Source organism: Rheinheimera sp., assembly GCF_030690345.1.
Lineage (GTDB): Bacteria > Pseudomonadota > Gammaproteobacteria > Enterobacterales > Alteromonadaceae > Alishewanella.
Genome location: NZ_JAUYGV010000001.1, coordinates 738911 through 764120, shown reverse-complemented (window position 1 = coordinate 764120; position 25210 = coordinate 738911). Strand labels below are relative to the sequence as shown.

The 25210-nt window shown below is 50.0% G+C and carries 28 protein-coding genes; 9 read left to right on the top strand and 19 right to left on the bottom strand.

Annotated elements, in window-relative coordinates:
• Positions 1-75 precede the first annotated feature (75 nt).
• Positions 76-612 carry a DUF924 family protein gene (locus tag Q8O77_RS03650; RefSeq protein ID WP_305551513.1) on the top strand — a complete coding sequence of 179 codons (537 nt, stop codon included), beginning with the start codon at positions 76-78 and terminating at the stop codon, positions 610-612.
• A gap of 29 nt (positions 613-641) precedes the next feature.
• On the opposite strand, the gene Q8O77_RS03645 is transcribed toward Q8O77_RS03650, so the two are convergent.
• The 9 genes from Q8O77_RS03645 to Q8O77_RS03605 all read right to left on the bottom strand — a co-directional run bounded on the left by Q8O77_RS03645 (position 642) and on the right by Q8O77_RS03605 (position 7829).
• Positions 642-815, bottom strand: coding sequence for a YqaE/Pmp3 family membrane protein (locus Q8O77_RS03645; protein WP_046553786.1), 174 nt, complete (start codon positions 813-815; stop codon positions 642-644).
• A gap of 330 nt (positions 816-1145) precedes the next feature.
• On the bottom strand, positions 1146-2996 hold the full coding sequence (locus Q8O77_RS03640) for a DUF885 family protein (RefSeq protein ID WP_305551512.1): 1851 nt from the start codon (positions 2994-2996) through the stop codon (positions 1146-1148).
• Between the two features lie 160 nt (positions 2997-3156).
• Complete coding sequence (gene hemW / locus Q8O77_RS03635; RefSeq protein ID WP_305551511.1) at positions 3157-4311, bottom strand: radical SAM family heme chaperone HemW; 1155 nt, start codon at positions 4309-4311, stop codon at positions 3157-3159.
• Between the two features lie 3 nt (positions 4312-4314).
• The gene (gene rdgB / locus Q8O77_RS03630) at positions 4315-4917 is read right to left on the bottom strand and encodes an RdgB/HAM1 family non-canonical purine NTP pyrophosphatase (protein WP_305551510.1); all 603 of its coding nucleotides are present in this window, start codon (positions 4915-4917) and stop codon (positions 4315-4317) included.
• Between the two features lie 10 nt (positions 4918-4927).
• The gene (locus tag Q8O77_RS03625; protein WP_305551509.1) at positions 4928-5350 is read right to left on the bottom strand and encodes a DUF4426 domain-containing protein; all 423 of its coding nucleotides are present in this window, start codon (positions 5348-5350) and stop codon (positions 4928-4930) included.
• A 41-nt stretch (positions 5351-5391) separates the two neighbouring features.
• On the bottom strand, positions 5392-5688 hold the full coding sequence (gene yggU / locus Q8O77_RS03620) for a DUF167 family protein YggU (RefSeq protein WP_305551508.1): 297 nt from the start codon (positions 5686-5688) through the stop codon (positions 5392-5394).
• Positions 5685-6224, bottom strand: coding sequence for a YggT family protein (locus Q8O77_RS03615; RefSeq protein WP_305551507.1), 540 nt, complete (start codon positions 6222-6224; stop codon positions 5685-5687). The genes yggU and Q8O77_RS03615 overlap by 4 nt, the downstream gene beginning before the upstream one ends.
• Positions 6225-6318: 94 nt before the next feature.
• Entirely contained in the window at positions 6319-7134 is an 816-nt protein-coding gene (proC, locus tag Q8O77_RS03610) for a pyrroline-5-carboxylate reductase (RefSeq protein WP_305551506.1), read from the bottom strand.
• 8 nt (positions 7135-7142) lie between these two features.
• Complete coding sequence (locus tag Q8O77_RS03605) at positions 7143-7829, bottom strand: YggS family pyridoxal phosphate-dependent enzyme (RefSeq protein ID WP_305551505.1); 687 nt, start codon at positions 7827-7829, stop codon at positions 7143-7145.
• 30 nt (positions 7830-7859) lie between these two features.
• Between Q8O77_RS03605 and Q8O77_RS03600 the strand changes: the two genes are divergently transcribed.
• From Q8O77_RS03600 to Q8O77_RS03590, 3 genes are read left to right on the top strand one after another with little or no spacing between them, the layout of a single operon-like run.
• Positions 7860-8912 (top strand): type IV pilus twitching motility protein PilT, encoded by a 1053-nt coding sequence (locus Q8O77_RS03600; RefSeq protein WP_305551504.1) that lies wholly within the window; start codon positions 7860-7862, stop codon positions 8910-8912.
• A gap of 6 nt (positions 8913-8918) precedes the next feature.
• Complete coding sequence (locus Q8O77_RS03595) at positions 8919-10043, top strand: PilT/PilU family type 4a pilus ATPase (RefSeq protein WP_305551503.1); 1125 nt, start codon at positions 8919-8921, stop codon at positions 10041-10043.
• Positions 10044-10069: 26 nt separating this feature from the next.
• Positions 10070-10501: a CBS domain-containing protein gene (locus Q8O77_RS03590; protein ID WP_305551502.1), complete on the top strand. Its 432-nt coding sequence runs from the start codon at positions 10070-10072 to the stop codon at positions 10499-10501.
• Here Q8O77_RS03590 and Q8O77_RS03585 read toward each other — a convergent pair.
• On the bottom strand, positions 10498-11211 hold the full coding sequence (locus Q8O77_RS03585) for a lytic transglycosylase domain-containing protein (RefSeq protein ID WP_305551501.1): 714 nt from the start codon (positions 11209-11211) through the stop codon (positions 10498-10500). The genes Q8O77_RS03590 and Q8O77_RS03585 overlap by 4 nt on opposite strands.
• 130 nt (positions 11212-11341) lie before the next feature.
• Between Q8O77_RS03585 and Q8O77_RS03580 the strand changes: the two genes are divergently transcribed.
• Positions 11342-11635, top strand: a complete 294-nt coding sequence (locus Q8O77_RS03580; RefSeq protein WP_305551500.1) for a YkgJ family cysteine cluster protein — start codon at positions 11342-11344, stop codon at positions 11633-11635.
• An 11-nt stretch (positions 11636-11646) separates the two neighbouring features.
• Here the strand turns inward: Q8O77_RS03580 and Q8O77_RS03575 are convergent, their stop codons facing one another.
• Positions 11647-12930, bottom strand: a complete 1284-nt coding sequence (locus Q8O77_RS03575; protein ID WP_305551499.1) for a DUF3422 family protein — start codon at positions 12928-12930, stop codon at positions 11647-11649.
• Positions 12931-13257: 327 nt separating this feature from the next.
• On the opposite strand from Q8O77_RS03575, the gene Q8O77_RS03570 reads away from it, so the two are divergent.
• Positions 13258-14142 carry a DMT family transporter gene (locus Q8O77_RS03570; protein WP_305551498.1) on the top strand — a complete coding sequence of 295 codons (885 nt, stop codon included), beginning with the start codon at positions 13258-13260 and terminating at the stop codon, positions 14140-14142.
• A gap of 8 nt (positions 14143-14150) precedes the next feature.
• Here Q8O77_RS03570 and Q8O77_RS03565 read toward each other — a convergent pair whose 3' ends face one another.
• Positions 14151-14639, bottom strand: a complete 489-nt coding sequence (locus tag Q8O77_RS03565) for a fasciclin domain-containing protein (protein ID WP_305551497.1) — start codon at positions 14637-14639, stop codon at positions 14151-14153.
• A gap of 214 nt (positions 14640-14853) precedes the next feature.
• Here Q8O77_RS03565 and Q8O77_RS03560 point away from each other — a divergent pair, with 214 nt between their 5' ends.
• The gene (locus Q8O77_RS03560; protein ID WP_305551496.1) at positions 14854-15282 is read left to right on the top strand and encodes an HPP family protein; all 429 of its coding nucleotides are present in this window, start codon (positions 14854-14856) and stop codon (positions 15280-15282) included.
• 159 nt (positions 15283-15441) lie between these two features.
• Here Q8O77_RS03560 and Q8O77_RS03555 read toward each other — a convergent pair whose 3' ends face one another.
• Together Q8O77_RS03555 and Q8O77_RS03550 are read right to left on the bottom strand one after the other, a co-directional pair.
• Complete coding sequence (locus tag Q8O77_RS03555; protein ID WP_305551495.1) at positions 15442-17595, bottom strand: S46 family peptidase; 2154 nt, start codon at positions 17593-17595, stop codon at positions 15442-15444.
• 157 nt (positions 17596-17752) lie between these two features.
• Positions 17753-19450: a diguanylate cyclase domain-containing protein gene (locus tag Q8O77_RS03550; RefSeq protein ID WP_305551494.1), complete on the bottom strand. Its 1698-nt coding sequence runs from the start codon at positions 19448-19450 to the stop codon at positions 17753-17755.
• A 176-nt stretch (positions 19451-19626) separates the two neighbouring features.
• Between Q8O77_RS03550 and Q8O77_RS03545 the strand changes: the two genes are divergently transcribed.
• Positions 19627-21303 (top strand): hypothetical protein, encoded by a 1677-nt coding sequence (locus Q8O77_RS03545; RefSeq protein WP_305551493.1) that lies wholly within the window; start codon positions 19627-19629, stop codon positions 21301-21303.
• A 32-nt stretch (positions 21304-21335) separates the two neighbouring features.
• On the opposite strand, the gene Q8O77_RS03540 is transcribed toward Q8O77_RS03545, so the two are convergent.
• The 3 genes from Q8O77_RS03540 to Q8O77_RS03530 form a co-directional block, all read right to left on the bottom strand.
• A complete protein-coding gene (locus Q8O77_RS03540) occupies positions 21336-21620 on the bottom strand; it encodes a hypothetical protein (RefSeq protein ID WP_305551492.1) in 285 nt (94 codons plus the stop codon).
• Between the two features lie 51 nt (positions 21621-21671).
• Complete coding sequence (locus Q8O77_RS03535; protein ID WP_305551491.1) at positions 21672-22559, bottom strand: DUF2589 domain-containing protein; 888 nt, start codon at positions 22557-22559, stop codon at positions 21672-21674.
• A gap of 203 nt (positions 22560-22762) precedes the next feature.
• A complete protein-coding gene (locus Q8O77_RS03530; RefSeq protein WP_305551490.1) occupies positions 22763-23332 on the bottom strand; it encodes a DUF2589 domain-containing protein in 570 nt (189 codons plus the stop codon).
• Positions 23333-23561: 229 nt separating this feature from the next.
• On the opposite strand from Q8O77_RS03530, the gene Q8O77_RS03525 reads away from it, so the two are divergent.
• On the top strand, positions 23562-23945 hold the full coding sequence (locus Q8O77_RS03525) for a Mor transcription activator family protein (protein ID WP_305551489.1): 384 nt from the start codon (positions 23562-23564) through the stop codon (positions 23943-23945).
• A 49-nt stretch (positions 23946-23994) separates the two neighbouring features.
• Here Q8O77_RS03525 and Q8O77_RS03520 read toward each other — a convergent pair whose 3' ends face one another.
• Both Q8O77_RS03520 and hisIE read right to left on the bottom strand, forming a co-directional pair.
• Complete coding sequence (locus Q8O77_RS03520) at positions 23995-24450, bottom strand: hypothetical protein (RefSeq protein WP_305551488.1); 456 nt, start codon at positions 24448-24450, stop codon at positions 23995-23997.
• 143 nt (positions 24451-24593) lie between these two features.
• A complete protein-coding gene (gene hisIE / locus Q8O77_RS03515; RefSeq protein WP_305551487.1) occupies positions 24594-25208 on the bottom strand; it encodes a bifunctional phosphoribosyl-AMP cyclohydrolase/phosphoribosyl-ATP diphosphatase HisIE in 615 nt (204 codons plus the stop codon).
• Between the last annotated feature and the right edge of the window lie 2 nt (positions 25209-25210).

Here is a 25210-nt window from a genome sequence, read left to right as displayed (position 1 = left end):
CCGGGTTACCTGTGAGCAGTAAACCGCTGTATAGTCAGTTATCTCAGCCAATAGTTAACACAACAAAGAGGCCCTATGTTTAAAGACGTACTCACTTTTTGGTTTAAAGAATTAGATCCCAAGCAGTGGTGGGTGTCGGAGCCTGGTTTTGATGCGCTGATTAAACAGCGCTTTTTACCGCTGTTGCAGCAGGCTGCGGCGGGTGAGTTATTTAGCTGGCGCGACAGTGCTGCGGGGCGTTTGGCGGAAATTATCGTGCTGGACCAGTTCTCGCGCAATATTTACCGTAATACCGCTATGGCTTTTGCCCGGGATGCAACGGCGCTGGTGCTGGCACAAGAAGCTGTTGCGGCCGGTGCGCTGGCGCAGCTTAATGCCGATGAGCGTAATTTTCTGCTAATGCCCTATATGCACAGCGAATCGCGCGCTATTCATCAGCAGGCAGAGGCGTTGTTTAAGCAATTTGCCCCGGAAAATAATTACCAATTTGAGCTTAAACACAAAGTGATAATTGACCGCTTTGGCCGTTATCCGCACCGCAATGCTATTTTAGGCCGCGCCTCCACTGCAGAAGAGTTGGCGTTTCTTCAACAGCCGGGCTCGGGCTTTTAGCCTTGCACTAAACAAGGTTTTGGCTTGCTTTAGTGTTTTAAGATGACATAAAGCGCATGAATAATGCCGGGTATAAAACCGAGCAGCGTTAGCAGAATACTGAGCCAAAAATGCCCTTTCAGGCCAACTTCGAGAAACACCCCCAGTGGCGGCAGCAGTATGGCGAAAAGGATTTTAATAGGGTCGGTTGCAGTAACGGCCATAACAGGCTCCTTAGCTTATAAGTCAGATGTGCTGTCGTAAGTTAAGCACTATTTGTGCCGTTTGGGCAAATAGAGCGGCTGGCAAGCGTGTTTTGCAATAAGGCATTGTGCTGCAGAGCTTGGCCCGGTTGAGCTTAGCTGATAACACGGCAAAAAAGCGCGGCTGATGTTTTAGCGGGTAACAGGCGTGTTGTCCGGCGGTTGCCGGTGAAAGCACTGCACTTTTTGTAACCTGGTTTGCAAACTTTACCGGCGCCGGCTCTATTTACTTCCGGCAAATAAAAAAGCCGGTCACTGGACCGGCTGGCAGGTTTTACACGTTGTTGGCTATCAGGCTTGAGTGGCGGCGATATACTCGTCTACCAGTTGCTCTAATACATCAAGCGGTACGGCGCCGTTTTTCAGTATCGTATCGTGGAAGGCGCGGATATCAAATTTATCGCCCAGCGCTGTTTTGGCTTTTTCGCGCAGTTCGATAATTTTAATCATGCCGATTTTATATGCCGTGGCCTGAGATGGCATCACGATATAGCGCTCTATGGCTTTTTCTACTGCCGTAGGCGTGTTGGGCGTGTTATCCAGCAGGTACTGAATAGCGTCTTCACGGCTCCACTTTTTCGCGTGAATACCGGTGTCGACCACTAAGCGGCAGGCGCGCCACAGCTCCATGGCTAAACGGCCAAAGTCGGAGTAGGGATCCTGATACAGGCCAATCTCTTTTGGCAGCAGTTCGGTATATAAACCCCAGCCTTCAATATAGGCCGTGTAACCGCCAAAACGGCGGAATTTAGGCATATCTTCCAGTTCTTGGGCGATAGCCAGCTGCATATGGTGGCCCGGGATACCTTCATGGTAGGCCAGTGCTTCGAGCTCATACCTGGGCATATCGCTCATGCGGTACAGGTTAGCGTAGTAAATGCCCGGCCGGCTGCCGTCCATCGACGGTTGCTGATAAAAGGCTTTACCGGCGCTTTTTTCGCGAAACGGCTCAACGGCTTTCACAATCATCTTGGCTTTGGGCTTAACCAGGAATAACTCATCCAGTCGCGTACGCATGTCGTCAATGACCGCGGTGGCATCTTTTAAGTAGGCGGCTTTGCCTTCCTCAGTGTCCGGGTAGTAAAACTGCTCGTCGGTTTGCATAAAGTTAAAGAAGGCTTTTAAGTCTCCGTTAAAGCCGGTCTTTGTCATAATGGCTTGCATTTCATTATGAATACGCGCCACTTCGTCCAAACCAAGCTGGTGAATTTGCGCTGCGGTTAAATCGGTGGTGGTGGTGCGCTGTAAGGCATTATTGTAAAACGCTTCGCCGTCTTTAAAGCGCCACACGCCATCGTCGGTACCGGCTTGTTGCTCCAGGCCTTGCAAGTAACGGATCAACGAGGTGTAGGCCGGCTTTACACTGGTAAGCAGCGCCACTTTGGCTTCATCTAGCAGCAGTTTTTTGGCCTGGTCGTTCAGTGTCAACTGGTTTACTTTTTTGGTGAAATCAGCCAGCAAGGTGCTGTCTTCGCCATCGTCAAACGGGGCACCCTTAATAACATTTTCACTGGCCGAGATCACCAGCGGAAAGACAAACTTCGGTGCGATAATACCCGCCGCGGCGCGATTTTCCAGCTGTTGTTGCAGCTGGTTAAACAAGGTTGGCACCGCATTTAAACGTGCGATATAGGCCTTGGCATCGCTTTCGTCGCTGATAGTATGTTGGTTGATTAGCAGTGATGGTACCTGCGAATGGGTGCCATACATTTGATTAACCGGGTAGCTGTATAAGCGCCATTTAGCATCGTCCAGTGTTTGCTGCAGCTCTTGTTGCATCAGCAGATAACTGACGCGGCTGTTGTCGTCCAGCTGTTCAATATCGATGGCGTGCAGCATGGTTAAATGTTGCTGCGTTAAGGCTAAACCGGCTTGATAGTGCTCGTCAGATAAGTCCTGCCATTTGTCGTAATCATCTTTAATCCCCAGCCGGGTTTGCTGCACCGGGTTGCGGCGGATATTGTCCATAAAAATTTGTTCAAACAGCGCATTGGCTTTTTCGGATTCAGTTTGCGTGCTGACAACGCTTGCCGGCGCGCTTTGCTGCGGGCTTTGGTTTTGCTGCGGGCCGCAAGCAGCCAATAGGGCGATGCTTATGGCGGCGGGCAATAGCGCCAGCCGGGTAAAGGTGGTTGCTTTCATCGGTATACCTGTCGTTGTAGTTAGAATAGTCATTTCATTCTACCTGCCTGACACAGGATGAAAAGGTAAAGTATCGCGTTGCTGTGTTGATCAGCCCCGGAAAAAACGGGGCTGTCTGTTAATAAACAACCCCCAGATAAACAACGCCAGATAACCTGCTTCAGATAAACAACGTTAGTAAGTCGTTCAGATAACGCGCGCCGTGGTCGGTAATTTGCCAGTGGCTGTCTGTTACCGTCAGTAGCTGTTTTTGCTCAGCTTCGGCAATAGCGCTGCTGATGCTGCTAAGCGGCAAGCCGGTGTAGGCAGTAAAATCGGCAATCGGGCAGGGCTCGAGCAGGCGAAAACGGTTCATAAAGAATTCAAACGGCCGGTCTTCCGCTGTTACCTGCTCGCGGCTGTCCATATAGCCGCGGCTGATATCCATATAGCCTTTAGGGTGCTTAATTTTTACTGTACGTAAAATAGCATTGCGCGAGGGCAGGGTAATTTTGCCGTGCGCGCCGCAGCCAATACCTAAATAGTCACCGTAGCGCCAGTAATTCAGATTATGCCGGCATTGCTGGCCTGGTTTGCTATAGGCTGAAATTTCATACTGCTGATAGCCATGCTGCTGCAATAACGCCAGGCCCTGCTGCTGAATATCCCACAGGGTATCGTCCGGCGGCAACACCGGCGGCCGGGAGGCAAAGGCGGTATTGGGTTCAATAGTCAGCTGATACCAGGATAAATGCGGCGGGGCTAAGTCGATAGCTTGCTGTAAATCGGCCAGGGCGCCGTTGATGTCCTGCTGTGGCAGGCCGTGCATTAAATCCAGATTAAAGCTTTGCAACGCCCGGCTGTTTAGCAGCCCGCCGGCAAGCCTTGCAGCGTTAACCGCTTCGTTGCTGTCATGGATACGGCCCAGCGCTTTTAGCTGCGCAGTTTGAAAGCTTTGTACGCCGATAGAAAAGCGTGTAACGCCGGCAGCAACATAGGCGGCAAAGCGCTCGGCTTCTATGGTGCCCGGGTTGGCTTCCATGGTCACTTCCATATCGGCATCACAGTGCAAGCGCTGTTTAACGCCATCTAAGATCCGGCCGATACCGGCGGCAGAAAATACGCTGGGGGTGCCGCCACCGATAAAAATACTGCTTAGATTGCGCCCTTTTACCAAAGCCAAATCCTGGTCAAGATCGGCCAGCAGGTGGGCAATGTATTCCTGCTCCGGTATGCCTTGTTTTACTGCGTGCGAGTTGAAATCGCAGTAAGGGCATTTCTCAATGCACCAGGGAATATGAATATACAACGCCAGTGGCGGTAACTGCAGTGCCACGGCTTAACCTTGTGGCCGCGTAAGCTGGCTGAGTAACTGTGCCAGGGCTTTGCCACGATGGCTCAGTTGTGCTTTACGCTCGCGGCTCAGCTCTGCACTGGTGCAGCCTTCAGCGGCAACATAAAACACCGGGTCATAGCCAAAGCCGCCGTTACCTTGCGGTGCCATTGTAATGTCGCCGTGCCAAACGCCATGGCATACCAGCGGCGTAGGGTCTTCGGCGTGACGTAAATACACCAGCACACAATGAAACTGCGCGCTGCGCTGCGCCTTGGGCACATCTTTTAAGGCCTGCAGCAGTTTGGCGATATTATCGGCGTCTGTGGCTGCTTCACCGGCATAACGGGCCGAGTAAATACCGGGCGCACCGCCCAAAGCATCTACTGCCAGGCCGGAGTCATCGGCAATGGCCGGCAAACCGGTAGCCAGAGCGGCGTGGCGGGCTTTAATAATGGCGTTTTCAATAAAAGTCAGTCCGGTTTCATCTGCATCGCTTACCGCCAGCTCGCTTTGCGGCACAATTTGGTACTGAAACGGTGCCAACATCTGTGACAACTCTGCCACTTTGCCCTTGTTGCCTGTGGCAAGTACAATTTTTTTTGTCATAAGTTTTTGTTTAATCTACGTAAAAAGTTTGGTCGAAGTTTAACTGCTCTGAACGGTTGCCGCTGATAATACTGATAGTAAAACTAAAGCGTTGTTCATGCCGGAATGGCAACTGCGCCAGATAATATACCGCATCCCCCTCTGTTACCTGGCTAAACTCCAGTTTGCGCTGGCGGCCCTGTAAGTCTTTGGCTACACCGCTGATAGCAACCTGCTGCGCTTTTTGGCTGGCTTTATCCAGCACTGAAATATTAATAATGCCGTTGTATTTGCTGCGCTGCAGTTGGTATTGCTGTGCCACTTCAGCTGTCAGTAGCGGCGCAGGAAAGGCGATATAATGCACATCCCAGTCACCCAGTTGTTTTTTCTGTTCGGCTGCGGCGCTAAAGCTAACGGTTAAGCCCAACAATAGGGCGAGAATAATGCGACTCATAGTTCACCTCGGTATTAGCTCAGGGAGTTAATTATAGTGGTTCATGCGATTGCCAGCAGGTTTTTCACCAGCAGCGGCAGTTGTTGCGGTGCCAGAATAAGCAGGGTTTTGTGCCGGCCCAGTTCGCCTTTTTCAATAACCACCTGTGATTTGGCTACCTTAAAACTTTTGGCGACAAATTTCAGCAGGTGGGCATTGGCCTGGCCATCTACCGGCGGCGCGGTAATGGCGACTTTAATTTCATCGCCATGCAGGCCTACCCAGTCATCGCGGCTGGCTTTGGGCTGAATATACAGCTTTAAGCGCAGATCCTCTCCGCTAAACTGCGCTGCCGTCAAAGGCCCGGAAACCAGCTGCTAAACAGGATATTTAAAAACTGCAGGCCTACCAGCACCACTAACACTGATAAATCCAGCCCACCCAGCGGCGGTAAAATACGCCGTATCGGCCGCAGCAGAGGCTCTGTCAGCTGATGCATTACATGCTCTACCGGGCTTCTGCCCTGGCTAAACCAGCTTAGCAGTGCGCGGATCACTAAAATCCAGAACAATAAGGTGAAGATCTCTTTCAGCAGGAAAATCAGCGATAAAATCAGGCTGGGCACCAGTGCCACCTGGCCGGCTTGAATAAGCTGCAAAATAACCAGTTTGGCCAGCATTACGGCGTATGCCAGCACCAGGGTTGCGGTATCCAGGCTGCCAATGCTGGGGATAATACGTCGCAGCGGCAACACTAACGGGTTGGTAGCTTTTACCACAAACTGGCTGAACGGGTTGTAAAAATCGGCCCGTACCAGTTGCAGCCATAAGCGTAAAATAACCACCATCAGGTACAGACTAAAGGCGGTATCAATAAGAAATAACACAGCTTGCATCGGGCTCTCCGGATATTACAACACTAACAAACTCAATAGAGCGACTGAAGCAGCTACACCCTGTAGCTACAAACGCCTGGTTACAAACACCTGATTACAGACTTTGCGCCATTTCCTGCGCCCGCTTAATAGCAGCATACATGGCGTCAGAAACCATTTTTTCAAGCCCCTGGTTGGCAAAAGTGGTGACAGCCTCATGCGTAGTGCCGCCTTTAGAAGTCACCTGAGCGCGCAAGTCGGCAAAGCTGTGTTCGCTCTGCAGTGCCATAGTTGCGGCGCCAAGCGCAGTTTGCGCCACCATCTGTTTGGCCTGTGCAGCATCAAAGCCCAGCTGCTCTGCCACTTGCTGCATTGCTTGCATAAAGAAGAAAAAGTACGCCGGTGAACTGCCGGTAACAGCAATCACATGGTCAATTTGTGCTTCGCTGTCTAACCAGACATTCATACCAGTGCCGCTGAACATATGATCAACAAAGGCTTTTTCATAATTTGAGCAAGCGGTTGGGAATAAACCGGTTACGCCCAGGCCAACCAGTGACGGCGTATTTGGCATAGCACGCACCAAGCGCACCTGCCCCAGCCACTGCTGATAACGCTCTACAGTAATGCCGGCAGCCAGGGTTACAAACAGCTTTTCGGCAATTTCCGGTGCGGCGGCAATTAATGCTTCGCACAGCTCCTGCATCATCTGCGGTTTGACTGCTAACACGATAACATCGGCTTTTTTTACCGCCTCTATGTTATCCAGCGTGGTGTGAATGCCAAAATCTGCCGCCAGTGCAGTGAGCTTAGGCTGGCTGCGGTTGGCAGCAATAATGTTATCTGCCGGATAACCGGCGTTAACCATAGCGGCAATAACGCAGCGCGCCATATTACCGGCTCCGATAAAGGCGACCATATTGTCATTCATCTGTGTGTTCATTCCTTGTCGTAGTCCCGTGCACCAAAAATTGCGCTGCCTAATCGTATCATAGTTGCGCCGTATCGCAGAGCCTGCGGCCAGTCATCTGACATTCCCATCGATAATTCAGTGGCATGCGGGTAGTGTTGTTGCAATCTGTCAGACAGCTGCTGCATGGCCGCGAACGCGGTTTCACTTTGTCCGGGCGCCGGTATTGCCATCAAGCCTTTTAACTGCAGCATCGGCAGTGCGCTGATCTGCTGTGCCAGTGGCAGCATTTCAGCGGCGCTAATACCGGCTTTGCTGGCTTCGTCACTGATATTGATTTGCAGCAGCACCTTAAGCACGCCCATCGCCGGTGGGCGCTGCGCGGCTAAACGCTGGGCTATTTTCAGCCGGTCAAGGCTGTGTACCCAGTGCGCGTGTTCAGCCACCAATTTGGTTTTATTCGACTGCAACGGGCCGATAAAATGCCAGACAATATCCTGGTACTGCTGCAATTCAGCGGCTTTTTCCGCCAGCTCCTGCGGATAGTTTTCGCCAAAATGGCGCTGGCCGGCGGTATAGGCCGCGACTATGGCAGAGGCCGGTTTGGTTTTACTGACGGCGATCAATTGCAGCTTGTCCGCTGCTATGGCCAGCGCGCTGCATTTTTCGTTCAGGTTGTGATAGGCGAGGCCCAGTTGTTCTGCTATGTTATTCATATTAATTGGCAAAGCGGAGTAAAAATTGTCATGGATATTACCGAATTATTGGCCTTTAGTGTGCAACATAAAGCGTCGGATTTACACCTTTCAGCCGGTGTACCACCGCTTATCCGCGTCGATGGCGACGTGCGTAAGCTGAATATTCCACCCTTGTCACACAAAGAAGTACATGCATTAGTGTACGAGATTATGACCGACAAGCAGCGTAAAGAATACGAAGAAAACCTAGAATCAGATTTTTCTTTCGAAGTGCCTAACTTAGCCCGGTTCCGGGTTAATGCTTTTGTACAAAACCGCGGCGCCTCTGCTGTATTCCGTACTATCCCCAGCGAAGTGTTAACCCTGGATGATTTGGGCGCACCGGACATCTTCAAAAAGATTGCCGATAACCCGCGCGGTTTGGTGCTGGTTACCGGGCCGACCGGTTCCGGTAAAAGTACCACCCTGGCGGCGATGGTCGACTACATTAATACCACGCGGCATGACCATATTCTGACCATTGAAGACCCGATAGAATTTGTGCACAACAACAAATCCTGCCTGATTAACCAGCGTGAAGTGCACCGCGATACTCACAGTTTCAGTAATGCGCTGCGCTCAGCACTGCGGGAAGACCCTGATGTTATCCTCGTAGGTGAATTACGGGATTTGGAAACCATTCGCTTAGCCATGACCGCAGCCGAAACCGGCCACTTAGTATTTGGCACCTTGCACACTACCTCAGCACCAAAAACCATCGACCGTATTATCGACGTGTTCCCGGGTGAAGAGAAAGACATGGTGCGCTCAATGCTATCTGAATCGCTGCGCGCGGTTATCTCGCAAACGCTGCTGAAAAAAGTTGGTGGCGGCCGTATTGCGGCGCACGAGATTATGGTGGGCTTGCCCGCCATTCGTAACCTTATTCGTGAAGATAAAATTGCCCAGATGTATTCAGTGATCCAAACCGGTGCCGCGCACGGCATGCAGACCATGGATCAGTGTCTGGTGAATTTGGTAAACCGGGGTTTGGTGTCGCAAAAAGATGCGGCGTCCAAAGCCCAGGACAAAAACACTTTCGGCGCCATGGGCAGGATATAACAGCTTATGCAACTGGATGACTTTCTTGACAAAATGGTGGCAGAAAAAGCTTCCGATATGTTTGTCACCGCCGGTATGCCGGTGGCGGCGAAGATTAACGGTGAGTTACTGCCAATAGACGAAACGCCGCTAACCGATGCGGCGTCGTTAAAGCTGGTGTTGTCGGCGATGAACGATAAGCAGCAGCAGGAATTTATGACCAGCAAAGAATGTAACTTTGCTATTGCCAATGAGCTGGGCCGTTTTCGGGTATCAGCATTTTGGCAGCGCGACTGCGCCGGCATGGTGGTGCGGCGTATTGTTACGCAAATTCCGAATGTAGACGACTTGGGCCTGCCGCCCATTATGAAAGAAGTGATTATGTCCAAGCGTGGCTTGGTGCTGTTTGTCGGTGGTACCGGCACCGGTAAATCAACCTCGCTGGCGGCCTTGCTGGGCTATCGCAATAAAAATGCGAAGGGGCATATTCTTACCATTGAAGACCCGATTGAATTTGTGCATGAACACCATAAAAGTTTAATTACCCAGCGCGAAGTGGGCATTGATACCGAATCGTTTGAAGCGGCGCTGAAAAGCTCTCTGCGCCAGGCACCGGACGTGATCCTAATCGGTGAAATCCGCAGCCAGGACACGATGGAATATGCCTTGTCGTTCGCTGAAACCGGCCATTTGTGTATTGCTACCCTGCACGCCAACAACGCCAACCAGGCAATAGATCGTATTATGCACCTGGTGCCAAAAGAGATGCACCAAAAGCTGTTGTTCGATTTATCGCTGAATTTACGCGGTATAGTGGCACAGCAATTGGTACCCACGGCAGACGGTAATGGCCGCGTGGCGGCAATAGAAGTGCTGCTGAATTCACCGCTGATTGCTGATCTAATTGCCCGCGGCGAAATGGGTGAGATTAAAGCAGTAATGACCAAGTCACGCGAGCTGGGCATGCAAACCTTTGACCAGGCGTTGTACGATTTGTATCAGCGCGGCCAAATCAGTTACGCCGATGCGCTGCACCATGCCGACTCACCGAACGATCTGCGTTTGATGATCAAGTTGCGTAGCGGCGACACCAAAGGTGCCGGTTTCCTGTCTGGCGTGACAATTGAAGGCTTTGAAAACAAAGACGAATAAGCAGTTTTAATCTCTGGAGGCGGTACATGAGCATTGCACAAATTATGACCCATCGTAACCGCCTGATAACTACTGCGGCCGATGCCAGCCTGGCCTCGTTACGTGATGTTTTTGCTAAAGCCAGATTTCAACATGTGCCGGTGGTAGACAGCAGCAACCGGCTGGTAGGTATAGTGTCAGTAAAGGATTATTTTCGTGAGCTGAGTCCGGTAATGGACTCGGCGACCGAACCTGCTATTGGCTTGTTGATCCGTAGCCGTAAAGTGCACCATGTAATGGTGTCGCCGGTCATTACCATTACTGAAACCAGCACAGTAAAGCAGGCAGCCGCACTGTTATTACAGCACAATATCAGCTGTTTACCGGTAGTCGATGGCCAAAAACATTTGCTGGGGCTGGTATCGTGGAAGGATATATTGCGCGCGGCGTTAACCAAGCCGGTGACGCCGGCGGTTTAACCGGCCTGCTGATAACGCTTATGTAAAATAGTCACCCGCTCCACATAAGCCAGAGTTTCGGCAAAGGGGGGAATACCCTTGTAGCGCCGCACATTACTGCTACCGGCATTATAAGCCGCCAACGCCAGCGCCATTTCCCCATTGTATTGTTTTAACAGCTGCGCCAGATAACGGCTGCCGCCGGCGATATTTTGCTCCGGCGCGGTAGAGTTGGCCACGCCCAGCTGGGCGGCTGTTTTTGGCATCAGCTGCATTAAACCAACAGCACCTTTACGTGATACAACCGCCGGGCGAAACGCTGATTCAGCGTGGATCACTGCGCGGATCAGCGCCGGGTCTAACTGATGTTCAGTTGCCGCAGCACTGATTAAACGGTTATACGGCCGGGTATAGAGCGGGGTAGTGTGCCAGTTCACTTTTGATAACGGATCGCAGGCAAAGCAATCGAACCGCACCACCTGATAGGGCCGGTTTAGCGGCTGCTGGTCGGAAAACACCGCAGTACCATCGTTTTTCAATGATTTATACACTGCGATTTGCGGCAGGGCCTTGCGTTGCGGTTGTGCCGGCAGCGCTTGTGGCCGGTCACCGGGCGATAATTTCAGCTGTCTTTTGCTGTCAACCTCAGCAGACTGAGCAGCAATACAGGCTAAACTGCAGCAGAAAAAACAGGCAAACATAATAAAGCGCAGCACTGATGTCAGATCCATTTCGACAGGGGATCGCAAGTAAAGCACTAAGCCGGCGAAATCTCAAGCGGTAGCATAAATCTGCTACCGGTTTCGGTAAACCGGCTGCAGTAGGGTATGATGGCAGCAATTTGGGTTATTGTGGTTAGACATGCAGATTGAAATAACAAATGTGCCGGCCGCGCAGGTAAGTTGTGCTAACTGCCGCGCCAGTTGTTGCCGGTTGGAAGTGATGATTATTTCTGACACCGGAGTGCCGGCAGAGCATATAGCGGTGGATGCCAGAGGCGGCGAAACTATGCGCCGGCTGGCCGATGGTTGGTGCTCGGCGTTAGATCGCGACACTTTCGACTGTACAATCTATGACAACAGGCCATGGATTTGCCGCGAGTTTGAAATGGGCTCGTACGAATGCCTGGACGAGCGCTCGGCACACAACGGATAAGCGGCCGCCACTCAGGCCGACTTTTCGCGGTGCAACTGACGGTTTATCCACCACAGCACAACACCAACCATTACCACAACCAGCGGCAGGCTGATGCTCTGCCACTTACTGACATTAACCCCGGGTAACCAATAGTGTAACGCTTGCAGCGCTTTGTCAGCTAACTGCACGGCATAGTAGCTGATGGCCACCAGTGACAAGCCTTCTACCATTTGCTGCATATTCAGTTGCAGCTTAGCGCGTTTATCCATCGAGGCTAGTAATTGCTGATTCTGTTGCTCTAACTTTAAGTTAATTCTGGTGCGCAACAACTCGGTAGAGCGGCCCAGCCGGCCGGACAGCGCATTTTGCCGGAACACCACCGACTCACTGGTCCGAAATGCCGGTGTTAAGCGCCGCTCGGTAAAATCCTGCAACGATAACAAGCCCTCTATCGGCGTTTCGTTTAAGCCTTTTATCCGATCCAGCGTAAGCTGATAATAAGCGGCGGTGGCCTGCAGGCGCGAGCTGGTTTCAGCAATTAAATGCTCGGTTTGCGCCGCCATAGTGGTAATTTCATTCAGCAAGCGTTCGTCATCGCTGCGTTGGTGCTCAATACGCTGGGTAATATCAGACAGTTGTTGCTCCAACAGATTAAGCTTGGCCAGCGCCTGGCGCGACATTGGCCAGCCCAACAGCGACAGCTTACGGTAGTTACCCAGGTCAAACAGCTGCTGTACCAAACGGCCCAAGGCTGCCGGGCTTAAACCCTGATCCAGCAACAACATGCGGCCGGCGCCTTCGGCATGTTTTTGAAAGTCGGTCCAAATGCGTGCCTTTTGCCCGGCTAACTGGCTGCTGATACAGTTATCCGGATTAAACAGCTTATCAATATTGCCGTTCACTTTGAGCTGCACCGGAGTCACCACACTTAGTTGCACCACGCGGAAAATTTGCCCCGGAATTTCATCCAGCCAGGTTTTGTGCGGTAAAAAATCCAGCGGATCGTCAAACAGCTGTTTTTCGCTGCCGGGCTGAATAAACACATAGCTGGAAAATTCACCGTGTTTTTCAAAGCGCAGCGTGCCGCCAAACAACGGCAGGTTAATATCGTGGTCGGTTTCACTGAAATGGCTGCCTTGCGCTCTGGCCATTTGCTGCATAAAGCTCAGCTCACTGCTGCGCGACGCTGGCGACACCGTCAACATAAACTGGCACAGCCGGCAAGGCGCTGTTAACGCCGGAAAAGTGCGTTGTTGTAACTCTTTATCCAGTACATCGCGCAGTGGATGGCTGCGGTTGTGTAGTCCGGTCATATTAATGCTCCCAGGTATGAGAAAATGCGGGGAATGAGCACAGATACCGTTACAGTGCTTAAGCAGATACTGTGCCAGCGACACTACAACACTGTTGTCGCGGCACAACAGCTATTAATTTGCCGCTAACATATTGCCGGATAATGAAATTCAGATGACGCTGCGGTGTCAGCCTCTGTGCAGCGCTCTTGATGCCGGCCGGCATTTTGCCCTGTAATAACGCAAGAACGACGCATCAGAGTGCAGTGCGGCTTACCTTAGCCATGCCCGGCAAGCTACAATAAACGCCTTACCCTTTGCCGTGTTTCTGTGCAGGTTATACGTACTATGTCGATACCCGTTAATCGCACCTTGCTGGTGGCGGTTGTCAGTGTGCTGTTGGCGATGCTGACTATTCAATCCGGTGCCTCTATTGCCAAGCAGCTGTTTCCGCTGATTGGCCCTGAGGGCACTACCGCGCTGCGGTTGGGTTTTTCGGCGCTGGTACTGTGGCTGGTGTTCCGGCCATGGCGCAGCTTGCCAAATACCAGGCGCGACTGGGCTGCTATCGTTACTTATGGCGTATGTCTTGGCGGAATGAATATTTTGTTTTATCTGGCTATAGCGCGTATTCCGCTTGGTATTGGTGTGGCGCTGGAGTTTACCGGGCCTTTAGCTGTGGCGCTGTTTTCCTCCAGGCGTAAGCGCGATTTAATCTGGGTCGGTTTTGCCATCGCCGGTATTTTATTGTTGTTGCCGGATATGCGCGGTGTGGATGCATTAGATCCGGTTGGTGTGGTGTTGGCACTGGCAGCCGGAGCGTGCTGGGCAGGCTATATATTATTTGGTAAAAGAACCAACGCGCAGGCCTCTGGCGGCATTACGGTGGCGCTGGGCATGACGGTGGCGGCAGCGTTTTTGGTGCCGATAGGCGCTATAAGTCAGGGTATGGCGCTGCTGAGTTGGGAAGTGTTGCCGTTGGGGCTGGTAGTGGGTATTTTATCCAGCGCCTTACCGTATTCATTAGAGATGGTAGCGCTTAGAAATATGACATCACAAAACTTTAGTGTGTTTATGAGCATGGAGCCGGCTATTGCGGCTTTGGCTGGTTTTTTGATTCTGGCCGAGCTGTTAACAGTATGGCAGTGGCTGGCAATTGGTTTAGTTATTCTGGCCTCTGTCGGCAGCTCGTTAACGCCCTCTGCGGCGAAGCCCGCCACAGAGAACGTATAGCAATCTTACTAAGACTTAGGCATGACTACACTGTCTAAAACGTGGATCACGCCATTGCTGGTTTCTATGTCGGTAGCAATAACCTGAGCACCGTTAACATAGACTTTGCCGTCTTTTACTTCAATAGCTAAGTCCTGGCCCTGCACGGTTTTAGCCGAGGTTAGCTTGACTACATCGGCAGCCATTACTTTGCCTGCTACGACATGGTACGTCAGCACCTTAGTAAGTGCTGCTTTATCTGCTACCAGCGCATTTAAATCTGCTGCCGGGATCTTGGCAAAAGCGGCATCGTTTGGTGCAAATACCGTGAACGGGCCTTTACTTTTCAGTGTGTCAACCAGCTCAGCAGCTTGTACCGCAGTTACCAGCGTAGAGAAGTTGCCGGCAGCAACTGCAGTGTCAACAATATCCGCTTTCATTTTGTGATTGTGCGCCTGGGCTGTAACCAGCAGCGAGCCGAGTAACAAAGAACCGGTAATAAGGTGTGACAGTTTCATAATGTTTCCTTTTTTAGCACAAAGTTAGATATAAAAATCGCTTATAAAAACGCCGCACCGGCTGAATAAGATCAGATTTATATTTTTTAGTTTTCGCAAAACTGGCTGGTTTTAATCACCGTACGCAGAAAAACTTGATCCAGTTCGGTGCAGCGGCAGCCGTTTTTCGCTATATCTATTAGTTATTACTCAGATGCTGCTAAAGGAGCTATGTATGGCTATCACTACTGTTGCCCAATTAATGACGATAGATCCGCTGTGTGTAACGCGGGATGCCAGTTTAAAAGATGCGCATGATTTAATGCGGGAAAAAAATATCCGCCATATTCCGGTGATTGACACTAAAGGCGAACTGGTGGGCATGCTGACGCAGAAAATTATGGTCGCCAAAGTAATGGGCTTAATGGCGCAGTTCGGCGCCACTGCGCTGGAGCGCAAAGAAAAACAGCAACTGGTGGCCGATATGATGGCAACCGATTTTGCAGCCATTACGCCTGAGCAGTCGTTAAAAGAAGTGGCCGGCTTTTTTGTTAAAAACCGCCATGGTTGCATGCCGGTAGTAGACGAAAACAATAAGCTAAAAGGTATTTTAACGTCGTCAGATTTTGTCCGGCTGGCGGCAGAGTTATTGGAAAAGCAATAAAAAAGCCAGCTTTGCAGCTGGCTTACGGGTAATGTTCGCGCCGGTTTACTCACGCCAACACGCCGTAAACCCTTCCCTGGGGGCTCGATTCGGCCATCCTGGCCTGCAACGGTTGGCTTAGAGTAAACCTCTGCTCGCTTGCAGGTTCCGCTTAATCGGCTACTTAACACCCATTTCTTTTAACAGGTTATCAGCACCGTCCAGCTGCATTTGCCACAGCATAAAACGATGATCGACCTGAATAGAGCGGGTGTTGTCCGGGTTGTAATCCCAGTCAGAAATAATCGAGTCCAGCGTGCCGTCGAACGCCAGGCCAACCAGTTCTGCTTTGCCGTTCAGCACCGCTGAGCCAGAGTTGCCGCCGGTAATGTCCAGCGTGGCCAGGTAATTGACCGGCACCGAATTTAAGCTCTCTACTTTGTAAGGGCCGTATTGTTTGGCGTTAATCGCATCCAGTTGTTTTTGCGGTGCGTTAAATTCACCTTCTCCGGTAGCTTTGGCCGTAATACCGCGCAGCGTAGTAAAGGCTGCCCAGGCGTTGCCGTCTTCGTTACCGTGGCCACGGCCTTTCACATTACCGTAGGTTACGCGCAGGGTGCTGTTAGCATCCGGGTAAACAGCCTGGCCTTTAGACTGCATAAAGGCAATTTTAGCCCGCATATAGCTGGCATAGGCTTGTTGAATTTTACCGGCCAGCTCTTCCTCTGCCGCTTCCTGCTTCAGGTGCCATTTGTGCAGCGCTACTGCTGCTTTAACAAAGGCATCATCGCTTTGGGCAAACTGCTCCGGGGTCATCTCCAACAGCGCCGTACGTTTTTCCGCGTCTGTTAAGCCGCTATTAGCGTACCAGCTGTTAATCAATGTGCTCAGCTGCTGCTCGCTCATGCCATCTTTAATGCCCATAACTTTATCAAACTCCGCATCGCGCAGTTTTTTCGGCTGAGCGGCGTATTTACTAAGGTTGTATAAGTCGAGTGCTTTTTCTACGCTCTCAGCAAAGTTACGCGCCATGCCTGCTACAAAACCTTTGTAGCGCGGTAAATCACGGCTTTGGAAACCGGCTTTACGCTCGGCGTCCGGCTTGGTGCCTTCTTCAGCCAACCGGTACAAAGCGCCGGCGACCGTTAACAACCGGGGTTTGGCATTATCCAGCAGATAGTTTTTGCGATCTTTTTCCTGGCGCTGTTTCAGCAGCTTTTCGATAGTTTTTAAATCATCGGCATAAGCCTTTTTATTATCACGGCTGCTGTTAACCCACTTAGTTAGTTCTGCATGTTCAGCTTGTTTGCGGCTTAAAAAATCACTGCCGGCAAAGCTGTCGAGCATGCCCTGACGGTTTTTCATATAGTTGTTTAACCCGGCCACGCGGCTGGCATATTTCAGCTCAGCGTCTTTGTCATTCGCTGTTTCGCGACCAATAATATCCAGCGTATTTTTAAAGTGCGCTACGGTATTAGGGTAGGCCCACTCAAAGGTCTCGCTTACTTCAGTTGGCAAACGGTGACGGTTAGTGCGGCCAGGGTAGCCCAGCGCCATCACAAAATCGCCTTCTTTTAAGCCGTCTTTGGCCAGGGTTAAGTGATAATCCGGTTTATAGGGTACGTTATCCACGCTGTAATCTGCCGATTTGCCTTGTGGGCTGACATAAGCGCGGTAGAAGCTGTAATCGCCGGTGTGGCGCGGCCACATCCAGTTGTCGGTGTCGCCACCAAATTTGCCCACACCCTCAGCCGGGGCGTGTACCAAGCGCACATCTTTAATTTCCAGCTGCTTAATCAGGTAAAACTCCAGGCTGCCGTAGTAGGCTGCTACTGTACAGCGATGGCCTTCGTCTTTCTCACACTCTGCGACTATGGCTTTTTGGTTAGCTTCAATGGCATCAATACGTTTTTTGCCGCTTAGTTTGGCGGTGGCAGCGTCAATGACTTTATCACTGACATTATCTACGGCCTTGGTAACAAAAATACGGCTACCCGGTGCGGCGGCAACTTCATCCGCCGGGGTGTTGGCTAAAAAGCCGTTCGCCAGCAGGTCATTTTCCGGTGTGGAGTTGTGCGCAATGCTGCCGTATACGCAGTGATGGTTAGTGGCGACCAAACCATTTGGCGACACGAAAGACGCTGAACACCCGCCCAGGCTAACGATAGCTGCGGCAGGGAATTCGGTTAGTTTAGACAAGCTGGCCGGGTCCAGTTGCAAGCCGGCAGCTTTTAACTCGTTGGCAATTTGCGGTAACTGCTGCGGCATCCACATGCCTTCATCAGCGATAGCGAAACTACTGGCTAAGGCCAGCATTAAGATGGATTTTTTCATAGCGACTCTTTTTATTGTAATGTTAACAGAAGTGTTAAACGTAAGACGGGGTTTATAGTCTGTGTCAGAGCGCTGCTTGTCAAGACACAGACAAAGGCTGTTACACTTTATTGCGATGATTTTGTCTGGTGCTGCGCCGTAAAGCGGCAGTGCAGCTTTATGGCGGGCTAAACCAGCAAGGTTGGTTCTGGCCCTGGCGTTTGGCCAGGTACATAGCGCTGTCGGCTTGCCGCAGTAAATCATCACTGTTGGCCTCGCCCAAAAATAATACCAGGCCGATGCTGCAGGCACATTGATGCATGCTGTGGTCCGACAAGGGGTAGGGCCGCGCCAGTTCATGGGCAATTTTGCCGGCTATTTGCTGCATATGCAGTTTGCTGCGTCCGGCATCAGTATCAATATCGCGTAACAACACAATAAATTCATCGCCGCCAAAGCGGGCCACGGTATCTGCAGAGCGCACAGCAGATTGCAGGCGTCTTGCTACTTCAGTCAGTAAAGTATCGCCGGTTTTATGGCCGTAGATGTCGTTAACCGGTTTAAAATTATCCAGATCGATAAACATCAGGCCGCAGTACTGTTGGTTACGCTTGCTTGACGCCATGGCTTGCAGCAAGTGCTCTTCCAGTAAGCGCCGGTTGGCTAATCCGGTAAGGCTGTCATAAAACGCCAGCTGGCGGATTTGCGTGGCACTGAGGCTGCGGCTAATCGCCAATTCAGCCAAATTGCCATAGGTTTTAATCTTTTCCAGTAACTCAGCTGATGGCTCAGTTGGCTGATGGTGATAGATAGCAAAAGTGCCCAATACTTTACCTTGGGCATTTTTTACCGGTTGTGACCAGCAGGCTTTAACATCTGCCAACTGAGCCAGTGCCTGATAGGGTTGCCAGTATGGATGGCTGTTAATATCCGTTACGATCACGGTTTCACCGGTACTGGCGGCGGTGCCGCAAGAGCCGACACCAACACCGATAGTAATGCCGTCCAATGCCTGATTATAGGCTTCCGGCATTGACGGCGCGGCACCATGACGTAATGTCGTGCCGCCTTCATCCAACAGTAAAATTGAACACAGCATGTTGGGGTGCAGCAGCTCTACCTGAGTAACCAAATTATGTAATACCGTTTTTAGCGCCGCACCTTCACTGATCTGGCTTAAAATTTGATTTTGTAGTGTCAGCTGCTGTGTACGCTGCAGTACCTGTTGCTCAGTGTGCTGCAGATGCTGCTGATAACGTGAGTTAACCAGACTCAGCTCGGTGATTTGTTGTGCTAAAGAAGCCAGCATATTCAACATCGCCGGCAGTTTGGCTTCGTCAACAATAGGCACGTCGGCCAGGGCAGAAAGGTAGTCAGCTGTATTAAAACCGGCTTCTGCAGCTTGGGCGCTAAAATAAGCCGGGTCGGGTTCATGCAATAAAAACTGACCAATAAACAAATTGGCGATATGTTCACCGTCCATAATAATCGGCGTGGCACAATCGGTCAGACCATTGCGGCAACGGTAGATTGAGTAATTTTTGCCTTGCTGCAGTTGCAACGCCAGGTCACGGTCGCTTTCCAGGCAGCGTTGCAGTGTCGGCTCTGCCTGACGATGAAACTGAATACAGGCACGTTGCCAGCGCGATGACGCCAGCACTTTGCCGTGCAAATCGATCAGCGCAATGGGAATATCCATTACCTGTAAAAAGTTTTCGAACAGCTGATTTAACAGGGTAAAGTCGAGTGCAGCAACCAGTTTACCGGTTACCGTATTATCAGGTGCAGGCAAAGTCTGATTCCAGTTTGTGGCCAAAGGGTCCAACATTTGGATCAGGTTTGCTCCGCGATGCAGATGCGGCGATTTCGCTGTCATGACAGCTCAAGTGTAGTCAGCTGACAGCCGTCACGCTACTAGTGCGTAAAATGAATTAAGGCCGCAGCTGTACAGCGAAACTGCCGGCACTGCGCGCGGGAAGCGTTTCCTGGTTAGCTCAGAATATATTGCCGGTAAGCTTTGCTCAGTATTGTGCAGACTGAGGGCTTTAAGCAATGGGTAGCAACCGGACAGGAGCAAAGCATATTATCGTGATGCTGGCGGGTACTGTTAATCCTTTTAATATTAGTGGCGGTCGTGCGGCCAGTTATGGTGACAATAATTACTGGCAGCAATACCCGGAGTTTATGCAAGCGCTAAAACACGTTACGCAGCAGTTTGCTAATGTGGCTATTTTTGATGCTCATGGCTGGAGTGGTGATAATACTGCAGCAAAGCGTCGGATTGCCGGCACTTATTTGGCTGAGCGTTTATGTGGCGCTAACGGCAAAGCTGCATATTATTCCGGTTATTTAAAGACGCCGGTATATTTTCACCTTATCGGACATTCACATGGTGGCAACATTGCGAACGAAATAATGCGTCGCGCTGCTGAGCTTACTGAGTGGCCTCCGGGTTGGCTGTTTGCCAGCGTATGTTATTTGTCAACGCCGTTTTACTCCTATCAGCACTTACCGGCGACACTGCATTGGGCCCTGGGGTTTAAAGCAATAAACCTGTTCAATCGTTATGATCTAACGCAGCGTTTCGCTGCCGTTGTGTCATTGCAGGACATGGTGCAGTTGGCTCAGTCTGATGCAGTTCAGAGTGATATTGTGCAGCATACTGCTGCGCTGAGCAGGAAGTTTAAAGCGATCCCGTGGTGTCAGTTGCAAGCGTTGCGGAGTATTTCTTACTGGCGGTGGGTGTTCCGGCCCTACAGTATTAAACTGTCAACGGGGTTTATCATTGCGTTGTACGACTTTTTACAACAACTGATTACCTGCCTGGACAGTGCGCTTCATTTCATCAGCGCGCTCATGGCAACGTCGCCACAGCAAGATAGTTTAAACCCCGGCGCCTTTGCCGGCGCACTGCAACAGCAGTTGCAGAGTTTGCGTCAGGCAGTACAGCAAACATTTGATGCCGCTGCAGCGTTAGTATATAAAGACGAGCATTCTCTGTTACGTTGGCTACAGCAATGCAGTGCGCTACTGCATGTTTTACGGTCGTTTTTAACGTTGAATGACAAGCAAGATGGCAGCACCATAATAAGTTTGCTGCGGCTGTATTTGCAGCAGCAGTTGGAAGTGGTAGCAATGACAGCCCAATCACCCAAGGTACAAAGTAATTTAGCGTGGGCAGACATTTTAACTGAGCTGGATATTACTGAGCTGGACCCTTTTGACCGGCAGGTTACGCCGGGTTTTGAGCTGTTGGCAGCACGTTTGTGTACTGATATAAACCGTATGCAAGCCGTTCCTTCAAATAACCACTTGGCGGCGTTATGCCTGCATTTATTAATGTTCGAGCCTGCCATGATGCGCGCTGCACAAGCCGGTCTGGTATGGCATCATCGCTTGCCTAAGTTGTTAAAGCAGCATAAAGCTGTTGCTGTTGTAGCACGGGTTCAGCGTTTTGTAACCCGTAATCCGCTGCTGTCGGTATTAACCTGTGGTATTGCACATCACCCGTTGTGGCTTATGCTGCAACAACTCATCTTACCTTCATTATCGATAGCCGGGGAGTACACAAGACACCTGGATGCAGATTTGCTGGCCCAACGGTATAAGGGCGGAAGTGATACTAAAGGCCTGGCGCATTTTTTACTATATTCCCATTCAATCAGCCGGCAAACTCTGCATCCGGTGTTACAGCAATGGTTAATAGCGCAGTTGATGCAGGGCAGGTAGCAATGCTAACCTGCCTTTAGGCCTGACTATATTTAATCCGGCAACTTTACCGGTTTGCGCCGAAAACCAATGTGATATGCCACTTGCTGCGCCACTATAGTGTGTTCACCCTGACGGATCAGTCGAAATCCAACATCTTTGGCCAAAATAATGCCGCGCGGATGCCCTTGCAGATAGCTGTTTAAGCGTTCAATTTGCCTCATCATACCGGCTTCGTCTTCTGCTCCGCTGTCGTGATAGCGGCCGACAATAACGCGCTCTACATGCTGTACTTCGCTAAGATCAAGTGCTGCGGTTGCATTTTTTGTCAGGTTCATATTTTGCTCCTGAAGAAAGTGCGCCGCAGATCATGCGGCGCAAAAAGGGGGTTATTGTAGTTTAACTTTGTCCAACTCTGTTCGTGCTGCGGCGGCATCTGCTCTGGCTGCTTCAACCGCAATAGTCTTAGCAGCTACATCATCTTCTGCAGTTTTCACTTGACGTTCGTCTTCAGCTTTTTCGGCATCGGTTGTAGTGCTGATTTGTGCTCTGGCCGCCTGAGTGTTTTGTTTTGTTCTCAGGTTACTTTGGGCCAGACGTAAATCAGCTTCAGCGCTGTCAAGTGCCCGGGTCTTTTCGTCTACAGCAGTAATTGCGGCAGGCACACCGGATTTTTCTGCCAGTCGTTTTCGCTCAGTTGATTCAACCTGTTTCGGTGACACATTACCGGCAATAATATCCAGCACCCTTGATAGTCCTTCTGGTGTGCCAGCTTGGGATGCATGTACTGAAACGTGGTATTTAGCGGAGTTGTCACTTTTTCGGGTGTTTTCCTTGTGTGAGGCTACGCTGCCAGACATTTCAACACTGGCTTTAAATACACCCCAACCAACGCTTGCTGATCCTTTTGATGCAAAAGCACGATCCTCAGTTTCAGTGGATGCCTCAGATGAACGAACTTCCATGTCAAAGGTTATATCCACCTGGTCCACCATTAATGCGGGTACATTGACAATTGCTAGCACCGGAACTTCAAGTGCCACGCGTTGCTCATCCATAATGTCGTTACCCAGAGCATCCTTGCCGGTGACTACATGGCGGGTAAAGGAAAAGTCAGCATTTCTGGTTTTGTCGCCATCAAAGCCAACATCACGAATAAATTCATAAGTTGAACGGGCCAGTGATAATTGTGCATCACAGGCAGCTTTTAGCGGTGTGCCAATCAGATCTTGCATTGGCAAACCGGTAAAGTGGTTTCGCATATCTTCTAAAGCCATTTTTATCTCCTTGCTGCTTAGCAGCAATTGAACGTGAACTTAGCTGCAGCAGCGCTATGCTGTTGCAGTGTTAAGCCAGAATTGCCCGGCTATGACTAAGTTAGATCTGGCGAAGATTGATAATCAGCGGGAAAAATTACCTGGGGCTAAATACGAATAAAAAAGCGGACCAAGGTCCGCTCTATATAAAATGTGTAGGTAAACTATTCCGCCGGCCCGGTTGAGCCTTCAGTATTATTATCATTGTTTAAGCGGGTAGGATGTATGCTGGCGTTGAATTTGTCTATTACACGCATTACCGCCTCGGGTGCATCGTGAGACTTAAATTTAATTTTAAAATCAATGATGTCTTTTGCTCTTTGCGTAGCATCTGAACTACTGTTGGCCACGGTTACAATAAAATGCGGCAGGTCTGAACGGGAGTTTAATCTGGCCGCAATATTATCTGCAGTAATGTCATTACTATTTTGGCCGTTATCAATGCCGGTAACCTTAACTGAAAAATCTACCTCCATTTCATCAAGAAACAAGCCTTTGCCATCGGATACCGCTATCCACGGCATAGTAATAACATGTTCTTCATCCAGTTGAATGATAGCCGTTTTGGGTTTAAAGCTGCCATCGTCCTGCTCGGTAAAATATTGACTGATTAGGTTTTGGTAATGGCTAAGCGCCATATCACTGGCACAGTTTGCTACATAGTTAAGACCTCTGATTAACCCGTCTAACAACTCGGGAGTTACATGGTGCTTCTTCTCTTTTTTAAAAAACATGGTGACCTCCAACATTAATAGTGAGCTTGTTAAGCTATTAATTTGGCTGGATGTTTCTAACTCGGAAGTATTTCACCGGTAATTATTCGATGGTTTAGTTATAAATGTTTCACTTTTATTGTATTTGTTGTTTTTTGCATGGTTTTACCCCCTGAAATAATTCACATTTAATTTATTTATTTAGTCGGCTCAGCATGAAGATATGTAGGTTGTCAGGGCGACGCATTAAATGAACAACAGTGAAATTTTAACAAGTTTTGATATCGAGCTGGCCAAACTGCCATTTTTTTTGCAGGAATTGATTGATTTGTTGGGGCAAGAGGAAGCGTTGAAGTTCGTCAGTTTATTTGGCGGACAATGTAAATATATTCCGCATAACCCTCAGCGTTCAAAATTACGCCATGAGTTGTCACTGGATGGGTTAGAGAAGCTTGCCAAAGTAATGGGTGGTGTAGAGGTTGAAGTGCCAATGTTGGTGCACTTTGAAAGGCAGCTTAGAAATCAGGCCATCGCCACTGCGTTAAAGCAGGGTATAAGCCGCACTGTTCTCGCGCGACAATATGGTTTAACAGTTCGGCAGATTGCTAATATTAAGCGCGATATGCGTTTATAAAAAAACGGTGCCAAATTTGGCACCGCTTCAACGATGGTTCTTTGATACTTTACAACGTTGCCTGACCCCAGCTGAGATCTGCTGGCAGTGGGATCAGACCGCTATTTTTACCTTTCCTGCCAAATACGCGGGTTTGCCCGTGATAAACTTGTATTTGAGTCAGAAAAACTTCAGCAAAACTCATAGTTTCTTCGGTGTGGTCAGCCGATTCACACGCATCAATATAGACGCTGCCCGTGTATCCATTAGGGAAAATACTTTTAATATTGTCAAAGAAATCTACTGCATTAACATAAAAGTCATTTTTTCTGTCCCCTATTACCGGGTTGTTGTCATCACCATTGTATGCGCCATGTGCGATAACGAAAAGATTTTCTCCCGGTAAAAGCCGCGGGATTTGATTGAAAATTCTATAAGTGTTACCAAAAATCTGTGGATTATTGCTGGACGAAATCTGAGCAATATCTACCAGCTTTTGGTCATCAGTGCAGACGATTATAATCATGAGAATATCCTTAATAAGTAGTCAAATGTTAACAGATGCGGTTCTTATTGAGCCGCTGGAACACTTTATTAAGGAGTCTGCGATGGGCGAACCATGAACAGCTTCCCGGGTGGAAAGCTGTTCAGTTTCAAAAAGGAGGGGGGTTATTGATGCCGCTGTTGCAGTACCTTAATTACGTCGTTCAGTTCCAGCTGTTGGCTGCGTAGCAGTACCAGCAAGTGAAAAATCAGGTCCGCGGCTTCATTGGCCAGCTCTTCCTTATCGCCAGCCATAGCGGCAAGGGCCGATTCAACACCTTCTTCACCGACTTTTTGCGCAATGCGTTTTACGCCTTTGGCAAATAAGCTGGCAGTATAGCTACTGGCCGGATCGGCGCCTTGGCGGCTTTTAATCACTTGCTCTAAGTCATATAAAAACGCCAGTTGCGGGCTGTTAGCGCTGTTGTCATGCCAGCAGGTTTCGGTGCCGACATGGCAGGTAGGGCCTTGTGGCAGTGCCAGCACTAAAATGCTGTCGGCATCGCAGTCGCTGTCGACACTAACCAATTTCAGTGTATTGCCCGAGTTTTCGCCTTTGGTCCACAGCCGCTGTTTGCTGCGGCTGTAAAACGTGACATTGCCGCTTTGCAGTGTGTGTTCAAGCGCTTCTGGGTTCATATAGCCTTGCATCAGCACTTTGCCGGAAATAGCGTGCTGCACTATTGCCGGTAATAACTGGTTATCGGGCCAGCTTAACGTTTTAATTTTATCGTTATTCATAT

Coding starts and splice junctions, on each gene's coding strand:
- Q8O77_RS03650 (WP_305551513.1), top strand. CDS start 76: ATGTTTAAAGACGTACTCACTTTTTGGTTTAAAGAATTAGATCCCAAG.
- Q8O77_RS03645 (WP_046553786.1), bottom strand. CDS start 815: ATGGCCGTTACTGCAACCGACCCTATTAAAATCCTTTTCGCCATACTG.
- Q8O77_RS03640 (WP_305551512.1), bottom strand. CDS start 2,996: ATGAAAGCAACCACCTTTACCCGGCTGGCGCTATTGCCCGCCGCCATA.
- rdgB (WP_305551510.1), bottom strand. CDS start 4,917: ATGACAAAAAAAATTGTACTTGCCACAGGCAACAAGGGCAAAGTGGCA.
- Q8O77_RS03625 (WP_305551509.1), bottom strand. CDS start 5,350: ATGAGTCGCATTATTCTCGCCCTATTGTTGGGCTTAACCGTTAGCTTT.
- Q8O77_RS03615 (WP_305551507.1), bottom strand. CDS start 6,224: ATGCAAGCTGTGTTATTTCTTATTGATACCGCCTTTAGTCTGTACCTG.
- proC (WP_305551506.1), bottom strand. CDS start 7,134: ATGAATGACAATATGGTCGCCTTTATCGGAGCCGGTAATATGGCGCGC.
- Q8O77_RS03605 (WP_305551505.1), bottom strand. CDS start 7,829: ATGAATAACATAGCAGAACAACTGGGCCTCGCCTATCACAACCTGAAC.
- Q8O77_RS03600 (WP_305551504.1), top strand. CDS start 7,860: ATGGATATTACCGAATTATTGGCCTTTAGTGTGCAACATAAAGCGTCG.
- Q8O77_RS03595 (WP_305551503.1), top strand. CDS start 8,919: ATGCAACTGGATGACTTTCTTGACAAAATGGTGGCAGAAAAAGCTTCC.
- Q8O77_RS03590 (WP_305551502.1), top strand. CDS start 10,070: ATGAGCATTGCACAAATTATGACCCATCGTAACCGCCTGATAACTACT.
- Q8O77_RS03585 (WP_305551501.1), bottom strand. CDS start 11,211: ATGGATCTGACATCAGTGCTGCGCTTTATTATGTTTGCCTGTTTTTTC.
- Q8O77_RS03580 (WP_305551500.1), top strand. CDS start 11,342: ATGCAGATTGAAATAACAAATGTGCCGGCCGCGCAGGTAAGTTGTGCT.
- Q8O77_RS03575 (WP_305551499.1), bottom strand. CDS start 12,930: ATGACCGGACTACACAACCGCAGCCATCCACTGCGCGATGTACTGGAT.
- Q8O77_RS03570 (WP_305551498.1), top strand. CDS start 13,258: ATGTCGATACCCGTTAATCGCACCTTGCTGGTGGCGGTTGTCAGTGTG.
- Q8O77_RS03565 (WP_305551497.1), bottom strand. CDS start 14,639: ATGAAACTGTCACACCTTATTACCGGTTCTTTGTTACTCGGCTCGCTG.
- Q8O77_RS03560 (WP_305551496.1), top strand. CDS start 14,854: ATGGCTATCACTACTGTTGCCCAATTAATGACGATAGATCCGCTGTGT.
- Q8O77_RS03555 (WP_305551495.1), bottom strand. CDS start 17,595: ATGAAAAAATCCATCTTAATGCTGGCCTTAGCCAGTAGTTTCGCTATC.
- Q8O77_RS03550 (WP_305551494.1), bottom strand. CDS start 19,450: ATGACAGCGAAATCGCCGCATCTGCATCGCGGAGCAAACCTGATCCAA.
- Q8O77_RS03545 (WP_305551493.1), top strand. CDS start 19,627: ATGGGTAGCAACCGGACAGGAGCAAAGCATATTATCGTGATGCTGGCG.
- Q8O77_RS03540 (WP_305551492.1), bottom strand. CDS start 21,620: ATGAACCTGACAAAAAATGCAACCGCAGCACTTGATCTTAGCGAAGTA.
- Q8O77_RS03535 (WP_305551491.1), bottom strand. CDS start 22,559: ATGGCTTTAGAAGATATGCGAAACCACTTTACCGGTTTGCCAATGCAA.
- Q8O77_RS03530 (WP_305551490.1), bottom strand. CDS start 23,332: ATGTTTTTTAAAAAAGAGAAGAAGCACCATGTAACTCCCGAGTTGTTA.
- Q8O77_RS03525 (WP_305551489.1), top strand. CDS start 23,562: ATGAACAACAGTGAAATTTTAACAAGTTTTGATATCGAGCTGGCCAAA.
- Q8O77_RS03520 (WP_305551488.1), bottom strand. CDS start 24,450: ATGATTATAATCGTCTGCACTGATGACCAAAAGCTGGTAGATATTGCT.
- hisIE (WP_305551487.1), bottom strand. CDS start 25,208: ATGAATAACGATAAAATTAAAACGTTAAGCTGGCCCGATAACCAGTTA.